At 70.3% G+C, this 15,141-nt stretch carries 19 protein-coding genes; 11 read left to right on the plus strand and 8 right to left on the minus strand.

Going from position 1 to position 15,141, the window contains the following annotated elements; all coding sequences use genetic code 11:
• Nucleotides 1-49: 49 nt before the first annotated feature.
• Nucleotides 50-1,717 carry an ABC transporter substrate-binding protein gene (locus tag KIK06_RS16240; protein WP_268643857.1) on the minus strand — a complete coding sequence of 556 codons (1,668 nt, stop codon included), beginning with the start codon at nt 1,715-1,717 and terminating at the stop codon, nt 50-52.
• Nucleotides 1,718-2,118: 401 nt separating this feature from the next.
• Here KIK06_RS16240 and KIK06_RS16245 point away from each other — a divergent pair, with 401 nt between their 5' ends.
• Together KIK06_RS16245 and KIK06_RS16250 are read left to right on the plus strand one after the other, a co-directional pair.
• Nucleotides 2,119-2,547 carry a helix-turn-helix domain-containing protein gene (locus KIK06_RS16245; protein ID WP_268643858.1) on the plus strand — a complete coding sequence of 143 codons (429 nt, stop codon included), beginning with the start codon at nt 2,119-2,121 and terminating at the stop codon, nt 2,545-2,547.
• The gene (locus KIK06_RS16250) at nt 2,544-3,383 is read left to right on the plus strand and encodes an alpha/beta fold hydrolase (RefSeq protein WP_268643860.1); all 840 of its coding nucleotides are present in this window, start codon (nt 2,544-2,546) and stop codon (nt 3,381-3,383) included. The genes KIK06_RS16245 and KIK06_RS16250 overlap by 4 nt, the downstream gene beginning before the upstream one ends.
• Nucleotides 3,384-3,406: 23 nt before the next feature.
• Here the strand turns inward: KIK06_RS16250 and KIK06_RS16255 are convergent, their stop codons facing one another.
• Both KIK06_RS16255 and KIK06_RS16260 read right to left on the minus strand, forming a co-directional pair.
• Nucleotides 3,407-3,913 (minus strand): hypothetical protein, encoded by a 507-nt coding sequence (locus KIK06_RS16255; RefSeq protein ID WP_017599511.1) that lies wholly within the window; start codon nt 3,911-3,913, stop codon nt 3,407-3,409.
• A gap of 149 nt (nt 3,914-4,062) precedes the next feature.
• Nucleotides 4,063-4,578: a gluconokinase gene (locus KIK06_RS16260; protein ID WP_268643861.1), complete on the minus strand. Its 516-nt coding sequence runs from the start codon at nt 4,576-4,578 to the stop codon at nt 4,063-4,065.
• Nucleotides 4,579-4,715: 137 nt separating this feature from the next.
• On the opposite strand from KIK06_RS16260, the gene KIK06_RS16265 reads away from it, so the two are divergent.
• Entirely contained in the window at nt 4,716-5,426 is a 711-nt protein-coding gene (locus KIK06_RS16265) for a FadR/GntR family transcriptional regulator (RefSeq protein ID WP_268643862.1), read from the plus strand.
• Between the two features lie 35 nt (nt 5,427-5,461).
• Here KIK06_RS16265 and KIK06_RS16270 read toward each other — a convergent pair whose 3' ends face one another.
• From KIK06_RS16270 to KIK06_RS16290, 5 genes are all read right to left on the minus strand, one after another.
• Entirely contained in the window at nt 5,462-6,838 is a 1,377-nt protein-coding gene (locus KIK06_RS16270) for a GntP family permease (RefSeq protein ID WP_268643863.1), read from the minus strand.
• A gap of 229 nt (nt 6,839-7,067) precedes the next feature.
• The gene (locus KIK06_RS16275) at nt 7,068-7,232 is read right to left on the minus strand and encodes a hypothetical protein (RefSeq protein WP_268643864.1); all 165 of its coding nucleotides are present in this window, start codon (nt 7,230-7,232) and stop codon (nt 7,068-7,070) included.
• Complete coding sequence (locus KIK06_RS16280; RefSeq protein WP_268643866.1) at nt 7,229-7,429, minus strand: helix-turn-helix domain-containing protein; 201 nt, start codon at nt 7,427-7,429, stop codon at nt 7,229-7,231. The genes KIK06_RS16275 and KIK06_RS16280 overlap by 4 nt, the downstream gene beginning before the upstream one ends.
• Nucleotides 7,426-7,674, minus strand: a complete 249-nt coding sequence (locus tag KIK06_RS16285) for a hypothetical protein (protein ID WP_268643868.1) — start codon at nt 7,672-7,674, stop codon at nt 7,426-7,428. Before KIK06_RS16285 ends, KIK06_RS16280 begins: the two co-directional genes overlap by 4 nt.
• On the minus strand, nt 7,674-7,946 hold the full coding sequence (locus KIK06_RS16290; protein WP_268643869.1) for a hypothetical protein: 273 nt from the start codon (nt 7,944-7,946) through the stop codon (nt 7,674-7,676). The genes KIK06_RS16285 and KIK06_RS16290 overlap by 1 nt, the downstream gene beginning before the upstream one ends.
• A gap of 183 nt (nt 7,947-8,129) precedes the next feature.
• Here KIK06_RS16290 and KIK06_RS16295 point away from each other — a divergent pair, with 183 nt between their 5' ends.
• The 8 genes from KIK06_RS16295 to glpK all read left to right on the plus strand — a co-directional run bounded on the left by KIK06_RS16295 (nt 8,130) and on the right by glpK (nt 15,033).
• The gene (locus KIK06_RS16295; RefSeq protein ID WP_268643870.1) at nt 8,130-8,987 is read left to right on the plus strand and encodes a helix-turn-helix domain-containing protein; all 858 of its coding nucleotides are present in this window, start codon (nt 8,130-8,132) and stop codon (nt 8,985-8,987) included.
• An 11-nt stretch (nt 8,988-8,998) separates the two neighbouring features.
• Complete coding sequence (locus KIK06_RS16300; protein WP_268643871.1) at nt 8,999-9,193, plus strand: DUF397 domain-containing protein; 195 nt, start codon at nt 8,999-9,001, stop codon at nt 9,191-9,193.
• A 176-nt stretch (nt 9,194-9,369) separates the two neighbouring features.
• Entirely contained in the window at nt 9,370-9,561 is a 192-nt protein-coding gene (locus KIK06_RS16305) for a DUF397 domain-containing protein (RefSeq protein WP_268643872.1), read from the plus strand.
• Between the two features lie 417 nt (nt 9,562-9,978).
• Entirely contained in the window at nt 9,979-10,617 is a 639-nt protein-coding gene (locus KIK06_RS16310) for a type 1 glutamine amidotransferase family protein (protein ID WP_268643874.1), read from the plus strand.
• The gene (locus tag KIK06_RS16315) at nt 10,614-11,081 is read left to right on the plus strand and encodes a MarR family winged helix-turn-helix transcriptional regulator (protein WP_268643875.1); all 468 of its coding nucleotides are present in this window, start codon (nt 10,614-10,616) and stop codon (nt 11,079-11,081) included. The genes KIK06_RS16310 and KIK06_RS16315 overlap by 4 nt, the downstream gene beginning before the upstream one ends.
• Before the next feature lie 66 nt (nt 11,082-11,147).
• Nucleotides 11,148-12,161 (plus strand): threonine aldolase family protein, encoded by a 1,014-nt coding sequence (locus KIK06_RS16320; RefSeq protein WP_268643877.1) that lies wholly within the window; start codon nt 11,148-11,150, stop codon nt 12,159-12,161.
• A gap of 152 nt (nt 12,162-12,313) precedes the next feature.
• On the plus strand, nt 12,314-13,105 hold the full coding sequence (locus tag KIK06_RS16325; protein ID WP_268643878.1) for an IclR family transcriptional regulator: 792 nt from the start codon (nt 12,314-12,316) through the stop codon (nt 13,103-13,105).
• A 428-nt stretch (nt 13,106-13,533) separates the two neighbouring features.
• Nucleotides 13,534-15,033, plus strand: a complete 1,500-nt coding sequence (gene glpK / locus KIK06_RS16330; RefSeq protein ID WP_017599526.1) for a glycerol kinase GlpK — start codon at nt 13,534-13,536, stop codon at nt 15,031-15,033.
• Nucleotides 15,034-15,141 lie beyond the last annotated feature (108 nt).

The following is a 15,141-nucleotide window of genomic DNA, read 5'->3' on the forward strand; positions in this document are numbered from 1 at the left end:
GGGCGACGAGTGACCGCCCCCTCCCCCTGGTGGGGGAAGGGGCCCCGCCTCACTGCCAGGAGGCCTCGGCGAACTCCTCCTGCGTCAGCGGGCTGACGTTGGGCGGAACGACGTTCGGCGCGAAGGCGATGGAGGGCGGGGAGCTGGAGATGGGCAGCCCCGGAAGGATCTCCATGATCTGCTCGTTCAGGTCCTGGTAGGCGGCGACGCGCTCCTCGGTGTCCGGGTTGGAGCTGGCCTCGGCCATGGCGTCGAACAGCTCCTGGTCACGCAGCCCGAACTCGTCGCTGGGGCCGCTGAACCAGGTGCCGATGAAGTTGTAGGCGTCGTTGTAGTCGCCGGTCCAGCCGAGCAGGTACATGTCGCAGTCGCCCGCGTTGGTCCGCGGGATGTACTCGGTCCACTCGTAGGTCGTCGCCTCCACGGTGACCCCGACGGCCTCCAGGTCGGCGGAGATGACGTCGAAGATGTCGCGCGGCGCGGGCATGTAGGGCCGGGTGACGTCGGTGGGGTAGCAGAACTCGACCGTCAGGTCCTCCTGCCCCGCGTCCGCCAGCATCCGCTGGGCCAGGTCGGGGTCGTACTCGTAGGTCTGGACGTCGGGCGACCAGCCGTCGAGGGTGTCGGGGTGGAACTGGGTGGCCACCTCACCGCCCTCGGGGAGGATGGTGTCGACGATCCGCTGCCGGTCCACGGCGTGCGCGAGGGCCTGGCGGACCTCGACGTCGCCGAGGGCCTCGTTGGTCTCCTGCTGGTAGGCCATGTAGAGGACGTTGAACACGCCGCGGGTGGGCACCTGGAACCCGGCGGCCTCCAGGGGTTCGACGTCGGCGGGGGCGACCAGGTCGTAGCCGTGGATGTCGCCCGCCTCCAGGGCCTGGCGGCGCGCGTTCTCGTCGGGGATGGCGCGCAGGATCATCGTCTCGAAGCCCGCGGGGTCGCCCCAGTAGTCCTCGTAGCGCTCCAGGGTGACCTCGGCCTGGTCCTGGTTCCACTCGGTGACGCGGAACGGACCCGTTCCGGCGACCGTCCCGGCCTCCTGGGTGTAGGCGGGGAGGGTGAAGTTCCCGGGTTCGCCGGTGATCTCCTCGTTCTCGACCTGCTCGATCACGGCGGGGCTCATGATGCCGAAGGCGGCGAGGGAGAACCCTCCGGGGAAGACCGAGGAGTACTCGGAGATGGTGACGACCGCGGTGAGCTCCTCGGTCGCCTCGCAGGACTCGAAGCGGGGCTCGCCGATGTCCTCGTTCTCGTTCTCCGCGAAGCCGCCGAAGATGGACTGCCAGTAGTAGGAGTTGTTCCCGTCCTGGTAGGGGCCGGTCATGTTGAACCAGCGGTCGAAGTTGGCGCACACGGCCTCGGCGTTGAATTCCTCGCCGTCGTGGAAAGTGACGCCGTCGCGCAGGTGGAAGGTCCATTCGGTCCCGTCCTCGGACTGTTCCCAGTCCTCGGCGAGGCCGCCGACGATCTCCGTGCCGCCGGATTCGTGTTTCAGCAGAGTTTCGAAGACCTGCCTGCTGTAGCGGAACGTTTCTCCGTCACTGGTGAAGAAGGGGTCGAGGGTGCTGATGTCACCCGCGCTCGCGAAGACGAACGGCTCGGAATCATCGCCACCCGAACCCTCTCGTTCGCTCTCCGCGCAGGCTGTCGCCACCAGCGCGAGTGTGGCGGCCGCGGCCAGCGCGGCCAACGGCTTTCGGGAAGACTTCGTGAACATGGTCCACCTCGGTGTGGGCGGGGGGTCGAGGCCCTGGTTGATGGTGTGGACCCTAAACCGCGCCAAGTGCACCGGGGAAGATGGACGGCTGGGTATTAATACAACCGTTTCAGTACTGTGCCGTGATCCATAGCTCCGATTTTCTGGACGCGATGTCCAACCGAATCCCTTTACCCTCCCGCCCCGCCGAGGAAACCCAACGGGGAATTATATGGGCTTTGCAGCCTTTATGAGTGAAATAAAAGGGATCATGCGATGTTCAACGTTTGTCCTCTTTGTCCAAGAAAAGGAAGTTGGGGACCACGGGCCGAACCGGACCCCACCCACTCAACCGGACATGCCTTCAACACTCCGCAAACTACCCTGTTGCACAGGAAGATAAGGAAGGTTAGGGTCATCCTGTGAACGATCGCCTCTACTCCGTGGAACAGGTCGCCGAACGGCTGGGCCTGCACGTGCGCACCATCCGCAACTACGTGCGCGACGGACGGCTCCACGCCGTGCGCATCGGCAAGCAGTACCGGATCTCCCAGTCCGCCCTGGAGGCGTTCACCGGCTGCCCGGTGCCCGATCCGCCGGGCGGGGCTCCCGGCCAGCGGCACACCGAGGTGTCGAGCATCGTGGACGTCGAGGGGATCGACCGGGCCACGGCCGACCGCCTGACCACGCTCCTGACCGGCATGGCCGCCGGTCCGCGCTCCGACGGCCAGCGGCTGCGCCTCGAGACGGTCTTCGACGCCGACCGGTCGCGGATGAAGGTCGTCGTCCTGGGCGGCCTGGCGGACACGGCCCGGCTGTTCGACTACATGGAGGCGGTGCTCGACCAGTGAGCGCGATCTACCGGTCCCCGGACGCCGAGCGCCGGATCCGGGACCGCTACCTCCGGGACCTGGCCGCGTGGCCGGTACCCGTCGAGCACGCGCGGGTGCCCACCCGGGCGGGCGAGACCTTCGTCGTCTCCTGCGGGCCCGAGGACGCGCCCCCGGTCGTCCTCCTCCACGGGTCCGGCGCCAACACGACGGCCTGGCGGGACGACGCCGCGATCCTCGCGCGCGGCTCCCGGGTGCACTGCGTCGACCTCATCGGCGAACCGGGACTCAGCGCCCCCTCACGCCCGCCCCTGGGCTCCGACGCTCTGGCCTCATGGCTGGACGAGGTCCTGGACGGGCTGGGGGTCACCGCCACCGCCCTCGTCGGCATGTCACTGGGCGGCTGGGTCGCCCTGGACTACACGGACCGGCGTCCCGAACGCGTCCGGCGCCTGGGGCTGCTGTGCCCCGGCGGCGTGGGTCGGCGAAGGACGGAACGCATCCTCGGGACCATGCTGCTGGGACTGCTGGTTCCGGGCGGAAGGCGCCGGTCCGTGCGGGCGATGACGGGTCTGCGGGATCCGGAGCACCGGGAGGTCCTGGACGCCGTCCAGCTGACGTTCTCGGGGTTTCGGCCGCGCACCGAACCGCTGCCCGTGTTCTCCGACGGCGCGCTGCGCCGCCTGACCGTGCCCGTGCGGCTGATCGTGGGCGACCGCGACGCGATGTTCGACTCACGCCGGACCGCCCGGCGGATACGCGCGTGCGCCCCGCACGCGGAGGTGAGCGTCCTGCCCGGAACCGGGCACGCGATCCTCGGGCAGGGCGAGGCGCTCGCGGCCTTCCTGGACGGCTGACCGGCCCCGGGAGGGAAGCGTTCTCAGGCGGCGCCGCGGACGTCGCACCAGCGGCGGACGGCCGTGGTCCACAGCGCGATGTTCACGACGATCGCGACGAGCGCCGCCAGCGCCGCGGCGACCAGGAGGAGGGTGCTGGAGATCTGGGCCGCCCGGTGCAGCCCCGACAGGGCCACCCCCATCCCCGCGAGCGCGCCGAACTGGGCCACCCGCCACAGCAGGGGCACGGCCCGGAGCACGGGGACCGCCAGCCCGACCGCCACCGCCGCCGTCAGGGCGGAGAGGACGAACAGGGTCCGCAGATCGGTGACGACCTGTGTGGGCGCCCCGGCGCCCAGCCGGTCCCACGCGGCGTAGGCGAGGAAGCCGAAGAACGGCCCGGCGACGAACATCAGGGCGCAGGTCTGCTGGACGTCCGACGGCGGTCGCTCACCGGGGCGGCGGCCGGAGAGGAGTCCCGTGCGGGGAGCCTGCGCGGCGACCTCGGGACGCTGCTCGGGGACGGAGGGGGAGGAAACCGTCTCATACATGACGAACAGGGTTACGTGCGGTAGGGGTACCGCGCAACAGCGGGGTGTCCGTTTCCTCCCCCGGGCCCGGACCCCAACCCGGCCCAGAATCCGGCCCGCACACCGTCCTCCCAGCTCAGAACGCCTTCACCCGCGGACGGGGACGTGGTTCAGGCCCCGGCCGACCGGACCGGACGGCCGATGTAGGCCAGGGCGTGCTCGGTCAGGGCGTCCACGTCCTCGCGTACGTCGAACACCTCTCCGCGCTCGTCCGGGCCGAGCTCCTCCAGGGTCGCCAGCTGCGATTCGAGCAGGGCGGGGGGCATGAAGTGGCCCTCCCGGGCGCCCATGCGCGCGCTGATGACCTCGAAGGTCCCGCTCATGTGCAGGAAACGCACGTCACGGGCGCCCTCCCGCAGCACGTCACGGTAGGAGCGCCTCAGCGCCGAGCAGGCCATGACCGTGGACCCGCCGCGCGCGTCGTGTTCGGCGATCCATCCGGCCAGGTCGCGCAGCCAGGGCCACCGGTCCTCGTCGGTCAGCGGCACGCCCGCGGCCATCTTGGCGATGTTGGCGTCCGGGTGGAAGGCGTCGGCCTCCGCGAAGGGCAGGTCGAGCCGCCCCGCCACGCGCGCGGCGACCGTGGTCTTGCCGCTGCCCGAGACTCCCATGAAGACGAGGTGCATGTCTCTCCCGCTCTCGTGTGTACCCGCGCACGGGCGCGGCCACCGTCTTGAATAGTGATATCAATCAGTCCGACTAGGCTTCGGGCTGGCCGCGCCGATCACGGCCGGGCCCTGGAATCCGGAGCGCTGGGAGCACGATGGGCACTGACAACCGCACACTGCACAACCGCGTGCTGGCGGTCCTGGGCCCCGCGATCGCCGCCGACGAGTACGAGCCCGGGCACGCCTTCACCCTCCAGGGACTGGAGGCGGACTTCGGGGTCTCGCGCACCGTCGCGCGGGAGGCCGTCCGCGTCCTGGAGTCGATGCGCCTGGTGGTCAGCCGCCCCCGGACCGGGATCCGGGTGCTCCCCCGCACGGACTGGAGCGTCTTCGACCCCCAGCTCATCCGGTGGCGGCTGGCCGGACCGGGCCGGATGGACCAGCTGCGCTCGCTCAACGAACTGCGCGCCGCCGTGGAACCGGCCGCCGCCGCCCTCGCCGCCGTGCGCGGCGCGCCCGAGGAGCGCGCCCGGCTCGCGGCGGTCGCCGACCGGATGTCCGAGACCGGCGGCGCCGGGGACCTGGACGCCTTCCTCGACCTGGACATCGCCTTCCACCGCCGCGTCCTGGAGCTGTCGGAGAACGAGATGTTCGTCGGGCTCTCCCAGGTGGTGGCCGAGGTGCTGGTCGGGCGCACCTCCTACCACCTCATGCCGCGGCGGCCGCGCCCGGAGGCGCTGCGCCTGCACACGGCGGTGGCGCGGGCGATCGCCGACGGGCTGCCCGACGTGGCCGAGGCGGCGATGCGCTCCATCGTCAGCGAGGTCGCCGTCGCCCTGGACGCGGACGACGGCGCGCACTCCTGAGGTCACGGGCGTCCCCGGACCGCGTCGGGTCCCGGTCACACCACCAGGCTCAGGCCGAAGGCGAGGCCGAAGCCCACGAAGCCGATGAGCGTCTCCATGACCGTCCACGTCTTGAGCGTCGTCTTGACGTCCATGCCGAGGAAGCGGCCGACCAGCCAGAACCCGGAGTCGTTGACGTGCGAGAACGCGGTGGCGCCGCACGCGATCGCGATGACGGTCAGGGCCAGGTCGATCGAGGAGAGCCCGCTGGTGGCGTGCACCGCCGGGGCGATCAGGCCCGCCGCCGTGGTGAGGGCCACGGTCGCCGACCCCTGGGCGACGCGCAGGGCCAGCGCGATGACGAAGGCCGCGACGATGACCGGCAGGCCGGTGGACTCCAGGGTCGCGGCGAGCGCCTCGCCGATGCCGCTGGTGCGCAGGACGCCGCCGAACATGCCGCCCGCGCCGGTGATGAGGATGATGGCGCAGACCGGGCCGAGCGCGCCGCCGACGATCTCCTCGACCCTCGCGCGGGAGAACCGGCCGTGGCTGAGGACGACCATCGCGACCAGGACGGTGAGCAGGAGCGCGATCGGGGTCTGGCCGAGGAGCTGCAGGACCCGCACCCACACGGCGTCCTCGGCGACGGCGCCGGTCGCCACGAGCGTGGCGGTTCCGGTGTTGCCGAAGATCAGCACCATCGGGAGCAGCAGGATGCCCAGGACGGTGGCCAGGCGCGGCGGGTCGTCGTGCTTGACCGTGCCGTCGGCCAGGATGTCGTCGGGGACGGGGAGCTCGAACCGCCTGCCCGCCCACAGGCCGTAGAGGTAGCTGGACAGGTACCAGGTCGGAACGGCCAGGACGAGGCCGACCAGGAGGGCCAGGCCCATGTCGGCGCCGATCTCGACCGCGGCGGTGACCGGGCCGGGGTGCGGCGGGACGAAGGCGTGCATGACCGCGAACGCGCCGGCCGTCGGCAGGGCGTAGGTGAGCACCGACCCGCCGAGGCGCCGGGCGACGCTGAAGACGATCGGCAGCATGACGATGAGGCCGACGTCGAAGAAGATCGGGAAGCCGAAGAGCAGGGAGGCGACGCCGAGGGCCAGCGGGGCGCGCTTCTCCCCGAACGCCTTGATCAGGGCCCCGGCCAGGACGGCGGCGCCGCCGGTGACCTCCAGCAGGCGGCCGATCATGACCCCGAGGCCGACCAGGAGGGCGACGTTGGCGAGCGTGCCGCCGAACCCGTCGAGCAGGGTCGGCACGACTCCGGAGGCGGGGATGCCGGTGGCGAGCGCGGTCAGGACGCTGACCAGGACGAGCGCGACGAACGCGTGCAGTCTGAAACGGATGATCAGGAGCAGCAGGAGGGCGATGGCGCCGGCCGCGATCCCGAGGAGGGGTCCCGTGCCGTAGACGGGTTCGAAGTTCTCCACGACGGAGCCTTCCGGTGGGCGGTTGAGGACTCTGGGCCGCCGATGACACGGCCTTGACCTGCCCTTGGAACAGGTGACGGCAATGGTAATACCATTTGTGAGACCGTGTGAACCACGTCGTTCGTTTCTGTTACGCCCGTGAGACCTGGGTCACCGGGAGCCCTTGCGCCGGCGTGCCTTCGGGGCCGTGGTGACGTGCGCCACAGCCCCGAACCCGTGGGGTGTCGGCTCAGTCGCCCCACTCGACGTCGTCGAAGGGGCCCGGCACGTGTTCGCCACGCGCCCTGAGCCCGTCCTCCCAGGCGATCCGCAGGGCGACCCAGCGGCCCTGGATCTCGACCGCCCTCTCCTCCTCAGCGGTCAGCGGGGCGTTCTCCCGGTCGTTGTCGTTCATGGCTGGCCGCCCGTCTGCTCGCCGAAGAGGCGGCGGATCTCGTCGGCGTCGAACCGCTGGCCGCCGCTGGGGGTGCGCACGCACCGCACCTTGCCCTGGCGGGCCCACCGGTTCACGGTGGCGTTGTCGACCCGGAATATCGCCGCGACCTCACCGGCCGTCAGCAGTGTCGGGGCGTTGTCCAGGTGTTCGGTCACCGCACGCCTCCGTCCCGGGGCGGGGGCACGGGGCGCGGCTCGTGGCGGGCGATGACCGAGAACAGTTCCCTGTAGGAGGGGGCCTCCAGCCGCTCGAACGGGTTGCCGTCGCCGGTCCAGCCGACCGGCCGCCGGGCGGTGTAGGTCCTCACTCCGGCGTCGTCGACCTCGTAGGAGACGACCCAGCGACCGGCGATGAGTTCGTCCAGGGCGCGGTGCGCCTCGCGTCGGTCCATGCGGTCCATCACCGCCACCCCGCCCTCAGCCAGCTCAGACCGGCGGTGGCGGTCAGTCGCGGCCCGGGGATCAGGCGCACCAGGTCGGCGGGGCCGGAGACCACGAACGGCAGCGCCGGACCGGGGCGGGCGTAGCGGCGAGCACGCGCCGCCCGCCGGGGGCGGACGGCCCCGCGCACCAGCCGACGCACACCGCTGGGGACGCGGTCGGCCGCCGGGGGACGGTAGACGGCGCGGGCAGGGGGCCACAGCGCCAGCAGGAACAGGAGCAGGTAGCGCACAGGCGCACCTCCGGATTGGGATGCCGCTGGATGAGGGCGGCGTGGGCGAATGCGCTTCTATGATGAACTTAGGAATCTAATCTTTGCAAGGCAATCAAGAGAATCCGATCACAGGATTCCGAAAGATGCCCTGATGAGAAGTTCGCCATACGATCGGCACGACCACCCTCACGGGAGAGGCAGATGAGCAGGAAATACAGCCCGACCGTTCGTCGACGCCGCCTGTCTGCGGTGCTCCGTCACCTCAGGCACGAGCACGGGAAGACGCTGGAGGAGGTCACCGCAGCCCTGGAATGGTCACGTGGTCGCCTGGCCCACATGGAGGGCAACAAGTGGACACGCCCTGACCTCGGCAACATCCGTCAACTCCTGGACTACTTCGGGGTCAAGGACGACGCCACTCGGGAAGCAACCCTGGAGTTGGCTCGCCAGTCCCGAACGAAGGGCTGGTGGGCCAAGTTCAAGGACGTGTTCGGCGGGTCCTCGTTCGTGGGTTTCGAGTCCGAGGCGTCCGTCATCTCGACCTATCAACCCATCGTGATCCCCGGCCTGCTCCAGACTGAGCGCTACGCTGCCGCATCGGCGCGGGCAGCCCTTGCACGGCCTGCCGACGAGGTGGACCGCATCGTCGAAGCGCGGATGGCCCGCCAAGAAGTACTGCACGGTGAGCACCCGCCGACGATCTGGGCCGTGATCGACGAGTCAGCTCTCCATCGGCTCCCCGCAACAGAAGGCATCGCCCAAGAGCAACTCCGGCATCTCATCACCCAAGCCGAGGATCCCGACAACGCGATCACCATCCAGGTGCTCCCGTTCTCCGCAGGGCTACACCCCGGCCTCAGCGGGCCGTTCGTACTGCTCGATTTCCCAGACGAGATGGACGCTCCACTGGTCTATCTGGAGACCCGTACCGAGGGTCTGTTCCTGGAGGAGGAGGCCGAGGTGGCGGAGTATCGCCATGTGTTCGACCACCTCCAGGTGACAGCCAGATCGCAACTGGAGTCCATCCGAATGATGAAGAAGATGCTTGCCGACCTCTAGGAAGACCACCTATGCACTCATCCACAGACGATCTGCACTTCCGCAAGTCCAGCTACAGCAGCACCGCACAGGAGTGCGTGGAGGTCGCAGACATGCCTGGTGGGGTGGCTATGCGCGACACCAAGCATCGTGAGCTCGGCCACCTGGAGCTGCCCCCGGCCGAGTGGCACGCCTTCCTGGCCTCCGCCTGTTACGACAGGACTTAGGCCTTCTGGCAACGAGAAGGCTCCGACCACATGGTCGGAGCCTTCTCTGCATTCGTCCGCCGCCAAGCGTATCCGCTGATTTCAGGACACACCAGCGGATCAGTGGTTCTGGCCGGACAGGGACGGTTGATCTCAGCACGCCATTGCAAAGGCCCAGGTGGGGTAGGAAGGCGACCATGCGCCCCACCACGAACCTGACCTTCCGCAAGTCGAGCCACAGCGACCGAAGCGACTGCGTCGAGGTCGCCGACCTGCTCACCGGCGCGGCTGTCCGCGACACCCGGAACCGGCAGCTGGGGCACATCTCATTCGTCGACTCGGCCGAGTGGCGCGCCTTCCTCGCCGCCGTCCAGCAGAACACGAAGTAGTTCCCTCGGACAGCGACCAGGGACTCCACGGCCCCTGGATTTGACTTCCTCCCGGTCCTGAAGAGACCGGGATTCCGACCGCCCCTGACGGGGCGGTGGCGCTACGCACCTCGCGGCGCGAGCTGCTTCCTGTATCACCGCGTATCACCGGACACGCGAGCCGTCCCGCCGGGGGCCAACGCCGTGACGACCCGGTTCTCGACCCCTCACCTTTTTATTCGTGAAGGTTGCGTGTTTGCGGTCTGCCCGAAAAGGAACATCAGACCTTTTCTGCGCCATTTCCCCCACACACCCGATGCGGGTTCCCTACCGTGTCATCACGGCGTGGACGCGATCGGGCGCACCACCCCGACACTCCTCTCGGACGGTCCCCCGAACTCCATTGACACCATGTTGTCACAATGACAGGATGTTGTCATGAACGCACCACTCCAGCGGACCGTCCACCTCGCCGTCTACGACCAGATGGCGGACTGGGAGGTCGGACACGCCGTCGCGCACATCCGCAACGGGCACGCGCAGCGCCGCCCCGGCCGGTACGACGTGGTCACCGTCGGCCTCACCGGCGCGCCCATCACCACGATGGGCGGGCTCAGCGTCCTGCCCGACGTCGCTCTCCACCAGCTCAAACCGTCCGAGAGCTCGATGCTGATCCTCCCCGGCGCGGACGGCTGGGACGTCGAGCCCGAGTCGCTGTCCCCCTTCGCCTCCGCCGCCGGGATCTTCCTCGACGCCGGGGTCCCGGTCGCCGCGATCTGCGGGGCCACGGCCGGGCTGGCCCGCGAGGGGCTGCTCGACGACCGCGCCCACACCAGCGCCGCCCCCGAGTACCTCCTGGCCACCGGCTACACGGGGATCTCCCACTACCGGTCCGAGCTGGCCGTGACCGACGGGGACCTCATCACCGCCGGTCCGACCGCCCCGATGGAGTTCGCGCGCGAGATCTTCGCGGCGCTCGACCTGTACTCCCCGCGCGTCCTGGACGCCTGGTACCGGCTCTTCGCCCAGCACGACCCGGAGGCCTTCGCCGTCCTGGCCGAGGCGTCCCGGCCATGACCCCGTCCGTGCCCCCGTCCGACGAACGTCCCTCCGACCTGCTGTCGGGGACCGCGCTCACCGTGTTCCGCCTCAACGGGCAGCTCATGGCGGTGGCCGAGGAACTGGCCCGGCCCGCGGGGCTGACGGCGGCCCGGTGGCAGGTGCTGGGCGCGGTGACCGACGAGCCCCGGCCGGTGTCGGCCGTCGCCCGGCGGTTCGGCGTCTCGCGGCAGAGCGTGCAGCGCATGGCGGACCTGCTGGTGGACCAGGGACTGGCCGAGTACCGGCCGAACCCGGCGCACAGCCGGGCCAAGCTGCTGGCCCTCACCGAGGAGGGCCGGGCGGCGATGCGCCGCATCCGCCCCGACCACGCCCGGGTCGCCGAGGAACTGGTGGGCGAACTGGGCGAGGAGGAGGCCAGACGCGCCCTGGAGTCGCTCCGGCTGCTCTCCCGGGCGCTGGAGCGGATCGGGGACGACTGACGCGCCTCGAAGACGCCCGAGGCCCGGCAGTATCGTCGGTTCCGCACCCTGCGGAAGGAACCCCCGATGATCGACCTGCGCTCCGACACGGTGACCCGCCCCACGGCGGCGATGCGCCGCGCCATCGCCGAGGCCGAGGTCGGCGACGACGTGTACGGCGAGGACCCGACCGTGCGGGCCCTGGAGGAGGAGACCGCCGCCCTGCTCGGGAAGGAGGCCGCGCTCTACGTGCCGTCCGGGCACATGGCCAACCAGATCGCGCTGTACGTGTCCGCGCGCAGCGGCGAGGAGGTGTGGGCGCACGAACACCACCACCTCATCGGCTCCGAGCAGGGGGCCGCGGCGGTCCTGTCTCGGGTGCAGCCGCGCCTGTACTCCGGCGACCCCTTCCCCTCCGACGACGTCCTGGCCGACTGGACGCGCGGGGCCGGGGAGGGCGACGCGCACCGCGCCGAACCCGCGCTGCTGTGGCTGGAGAACACCTTCACCGGCCAGGTCGTGCCGCTGGCGGAGCAGCGGCGGGTGGTCGCGTTCGCCCATGGGCACGGCATGCGCGCGCACCTGGACGGGGCCCGGCTCTGGAACGCGGCGGCCGCCCTGGACGCGGCGCCCGCCGAGGTCGCCGCGGGCTTCGACACGGTGTCGGTGTGCTTCTCCAAGGGGCTCGGCGCGCCGGTGGGATCGGCCCTGGCCGGTGACGCCGCGACCGTCCGCCGCGCCCGGCGGGCCCGCAAGCTCCTGGGCGCCGGGATGCGGCAGGCGGGGATCATCGCGGCGGGCGCCCTGCACGCGCTGCGCCACCACCGGGAGCGGATCCCGGAGGACCACACCCGCGCCACGCTGCTCGCCGAACGGATCGGGGCGGCACCGGGGCTGTCGGCACGGGCCCGCACCAACATGGTGCTGCTGCAGACCCCGGAGGGATCGGCCGCGCGTCTGGTGGAACTGCTGGCCCGCAACGGTGTGGGCGCCGTGGCGATCGGCCCCTCGCTCATCCGGCTCACCGTGCACCTGGACATCACCGACGGCGATGTCGACGAGGCCGCGAACGGGATCACCAAGTCCGCCCAGGAGCTGTGATCCTCCCCTCGCCCCGCAGGTCAGAGCGGGGGTCGAGGGCTAGACTTGCCCGACCGCACGCGGAGCCGAGCCGAGGACGAGGTGTGCCGCGTCACATCGCGTAGTAGCATTTCGCGTATGACATTGTCGTACTAGAGAGTGGTTGCACCCCCATGCCGGGAAGAATCCAGTCGATCGAACGCGCCGCCGCCATCCTCCGGCTCCTGGCCAGCGGCGCCCGGGGGCTGAGCCTGGCGGAGATCTCCCGGTCGCTCGAGCTGCCCAAGGGAACCGCGCTGGGCATCCTGCGCACGCTCCAGCACGTCGGCTTCGTCGAGCAGGACCCCGAGTCGGGGCGCTACCGCCTGGGCGGCGGGATGCTGAGCCTGGGCACCCGCTACCTGGACGGCAACGAACTACGCACACGGGCTCTGAACTGGGCGGACACCCTCGCCTCCCGTAGCGGGGAGAGCGTGCGCATCGGCACTCTGCACAAGAACCAGGTCCTGGTGGTGCACCACGTCTTCCGCCCGGACTCGACCCGGCAGACGCTCGACGTGGGCGACCTGCTGCCCCTGCACGCGACCGCGATCGGCAAGGTCCTGATGGCCTTCGACCCCCTCGCCATACCCGAGGAGGACACCCCGGCCTCCGAGACCGAGGGCGTGGTGTCGCTGCCCGCCTTCACCCGGCACACCGTCGTCTCCCCCATGGCCCTGGAGGAGCAGCTCGTGGAGGTCCGCGACAACGGCTGGGCCTGGGAGGCCGAGGAACTGGTCGAGGGCGAGGTGTCGATCGCCGCCCCGATCCGGGACCGCCGCGGCGTCACCGTGGGCGGGATCGGGGTGCGCGGCGCCGTGGAGCGCCTGGCCTCGGACGACGGCAAGCCGGACATGGAGCAGGTCTCCTACGTCCGCGACGCCGCCCGCGCCATCTCCCGTGACCTGGGGGCGTCCCCCTACTAGGCCGTGTCTGTTTTGGGCCTCCGCTTCGCTTTGGCCCGTGTTCGGGCGCCCATGCGGCCAGGGATTCTTCATCCTCGGCCACGCCTGACGCTCGTTCCTCGCTAGCGGCTCGCCTCGTCTTGCAGAACCCTGGCGGCGCCCGAACGCCCACCCGATCCCCACGAAACCGCTGGTCGGAGTGGTGCGTTCCACCTGGACACCGGTCCTGGCACAGTGCACGTGAACCCACCGTAGATCACTCTCCGTAACATGTGATCCACGCGACACGATTGCGTCACACCGTCTTGACATGGGAAGGAAAGACGGATGAAACTGACGCGTACTTCATACGTCAATGTCGTACGCCGTTCGGTCCACGCCGAGTTCACCCGTTCGACACCCATCCCGGCTTCCCACCCACAGCCGTCCACCGGAAGGCGAACATCCCGATGAGTCAGCAGTACGTCGCCGCGATCGACCAGGGCACCACGTCGAGCCGTTGCATCCTCTTCGACCGGGACGGACGGATCGTCTCGGTCGACCAGCGCGAGCACCGACAGATCTTCCCCCAGCCGGGCTGGGTCGAGCACGACGCCGAGGAGATCTGGACCAACGTCGAGGTCGTCGTCCAGCAGGCGCTCCAGAAGAGCGACATCACCCCGGACCAGGTCGCCGCCGTCGGCATCACCAACCAGCGCGAGACCACCGTCGTGTGGGACCGCGAGACCGGCAAGCCGGTCCACAACGCCATCGTCTGGCAGGACACCCGCACCAACGACATCGTCCGCGAGCTGGGCAACGAGGGCGGCCAGGACCGCTTCCGCGAGAAGTGCGGCCTGCCCCTGGCCACCTACTTCTCCGGCCCCAAGCTCCGCTGGCTGCTCGACAACGTCGACGGGCTGCGCGAGCGCGCCGAGCGCGGCGAGGTGCTGTTCGGCACCATGGACACCTGGCTCATCTGGAAGCTGACCGGCCACCACGTCACCGACGTGACCAACGCCAGCCGCACCATGCTGATGAACCTCCACACGCTGGAGTGGGACTCCGAGATCCTGGACGCGATGGGCATCCCCGCCGCCATCCTCCCCGAGATCCGCTCCTCCTCCGAGGTCTACGGCACCGCCCGCGGCTACCTCGCCGGGACGCCCGTCGCCTCCTCCCTCGGCGACCAGCACGCCGCCCTGTTCGGTCAGACCTGCTTCGACCCGGGCGACGTCAAGGGCACCTACGGCACCGGCACCTTCCTGGTCATGAACACCGGCACCGAGCCGGTCACCTCCAACAACGGCCTGCTCACCACCCTGGGCTACAAGCTGGGCGACGCGCCCGCGGTGTACGCCCTGGAGGGCTCGATCGCCGTCACCGGTTCCCTCGTGCAGTGGCTGCGCGACAACCTGGGCCTCATCTCCACCGCCCCGGAGATCGAGACCCTCGCGCGCACGGTCGAGGACAACGGCGGCTGCTACATCGTGCCCGCCTTCTCCGGCCTGTTCGCCCCGCACTGGCGCAGCGACGCGCGCGGCGTCGTCGCCGGTCTGACCGGCTACGTCAACAAGGGCCACATCGCCCGCGCCGTCCTGGAGGCCTCGGCCTGGCAGACCCGCGAGGTGGTCGACGCGATGAACGCCGACTCCCAGATCGACCTGACCACGCTCAAGGTCGACGGCGGCATGACGGCCGACAACCTGCTCATGCAGATCCTGTCCGACGTCCTGGACGCCGAGGTCGTGCGCCCGATGGTCGCCGAGACCACCTGCCTGGGCGCGGCCTACGCCGCCGGTCTGGCCGTCGGCTACTGGCCGGACGTGGAGACCCTGCGCGCGAACTGGCACAAGGCCGCCGAGTGGACCCCGAAGATGGACCCCGAGGTCCGCGACCGGGAGTACCGCAACTGGAACAAGGCCGTGGAGCGCACGCTCGGCTGGGTCGAGCACCCCGACGAGCAGTAGCCCGCCGCCTCCTCTGACGACCGCTTCCAGGGACCTCCGGCGCCCGCCGGAGACCCCTGGAAGCGGCACCCGGGGCACACCGCGTGCCCCGCGCATCCCCATCACGTG

The sequence above is a fragment of the Nocardiopsis sp. EMB25 genome, assembly GCF_026797795.1.
GTDB lineage: Bacteria > Actinomycetota > Actinomycetes > Streptosporangiales > Streptosporangiaceae > Nocardiopsis > Nocardiopsis lucentensis.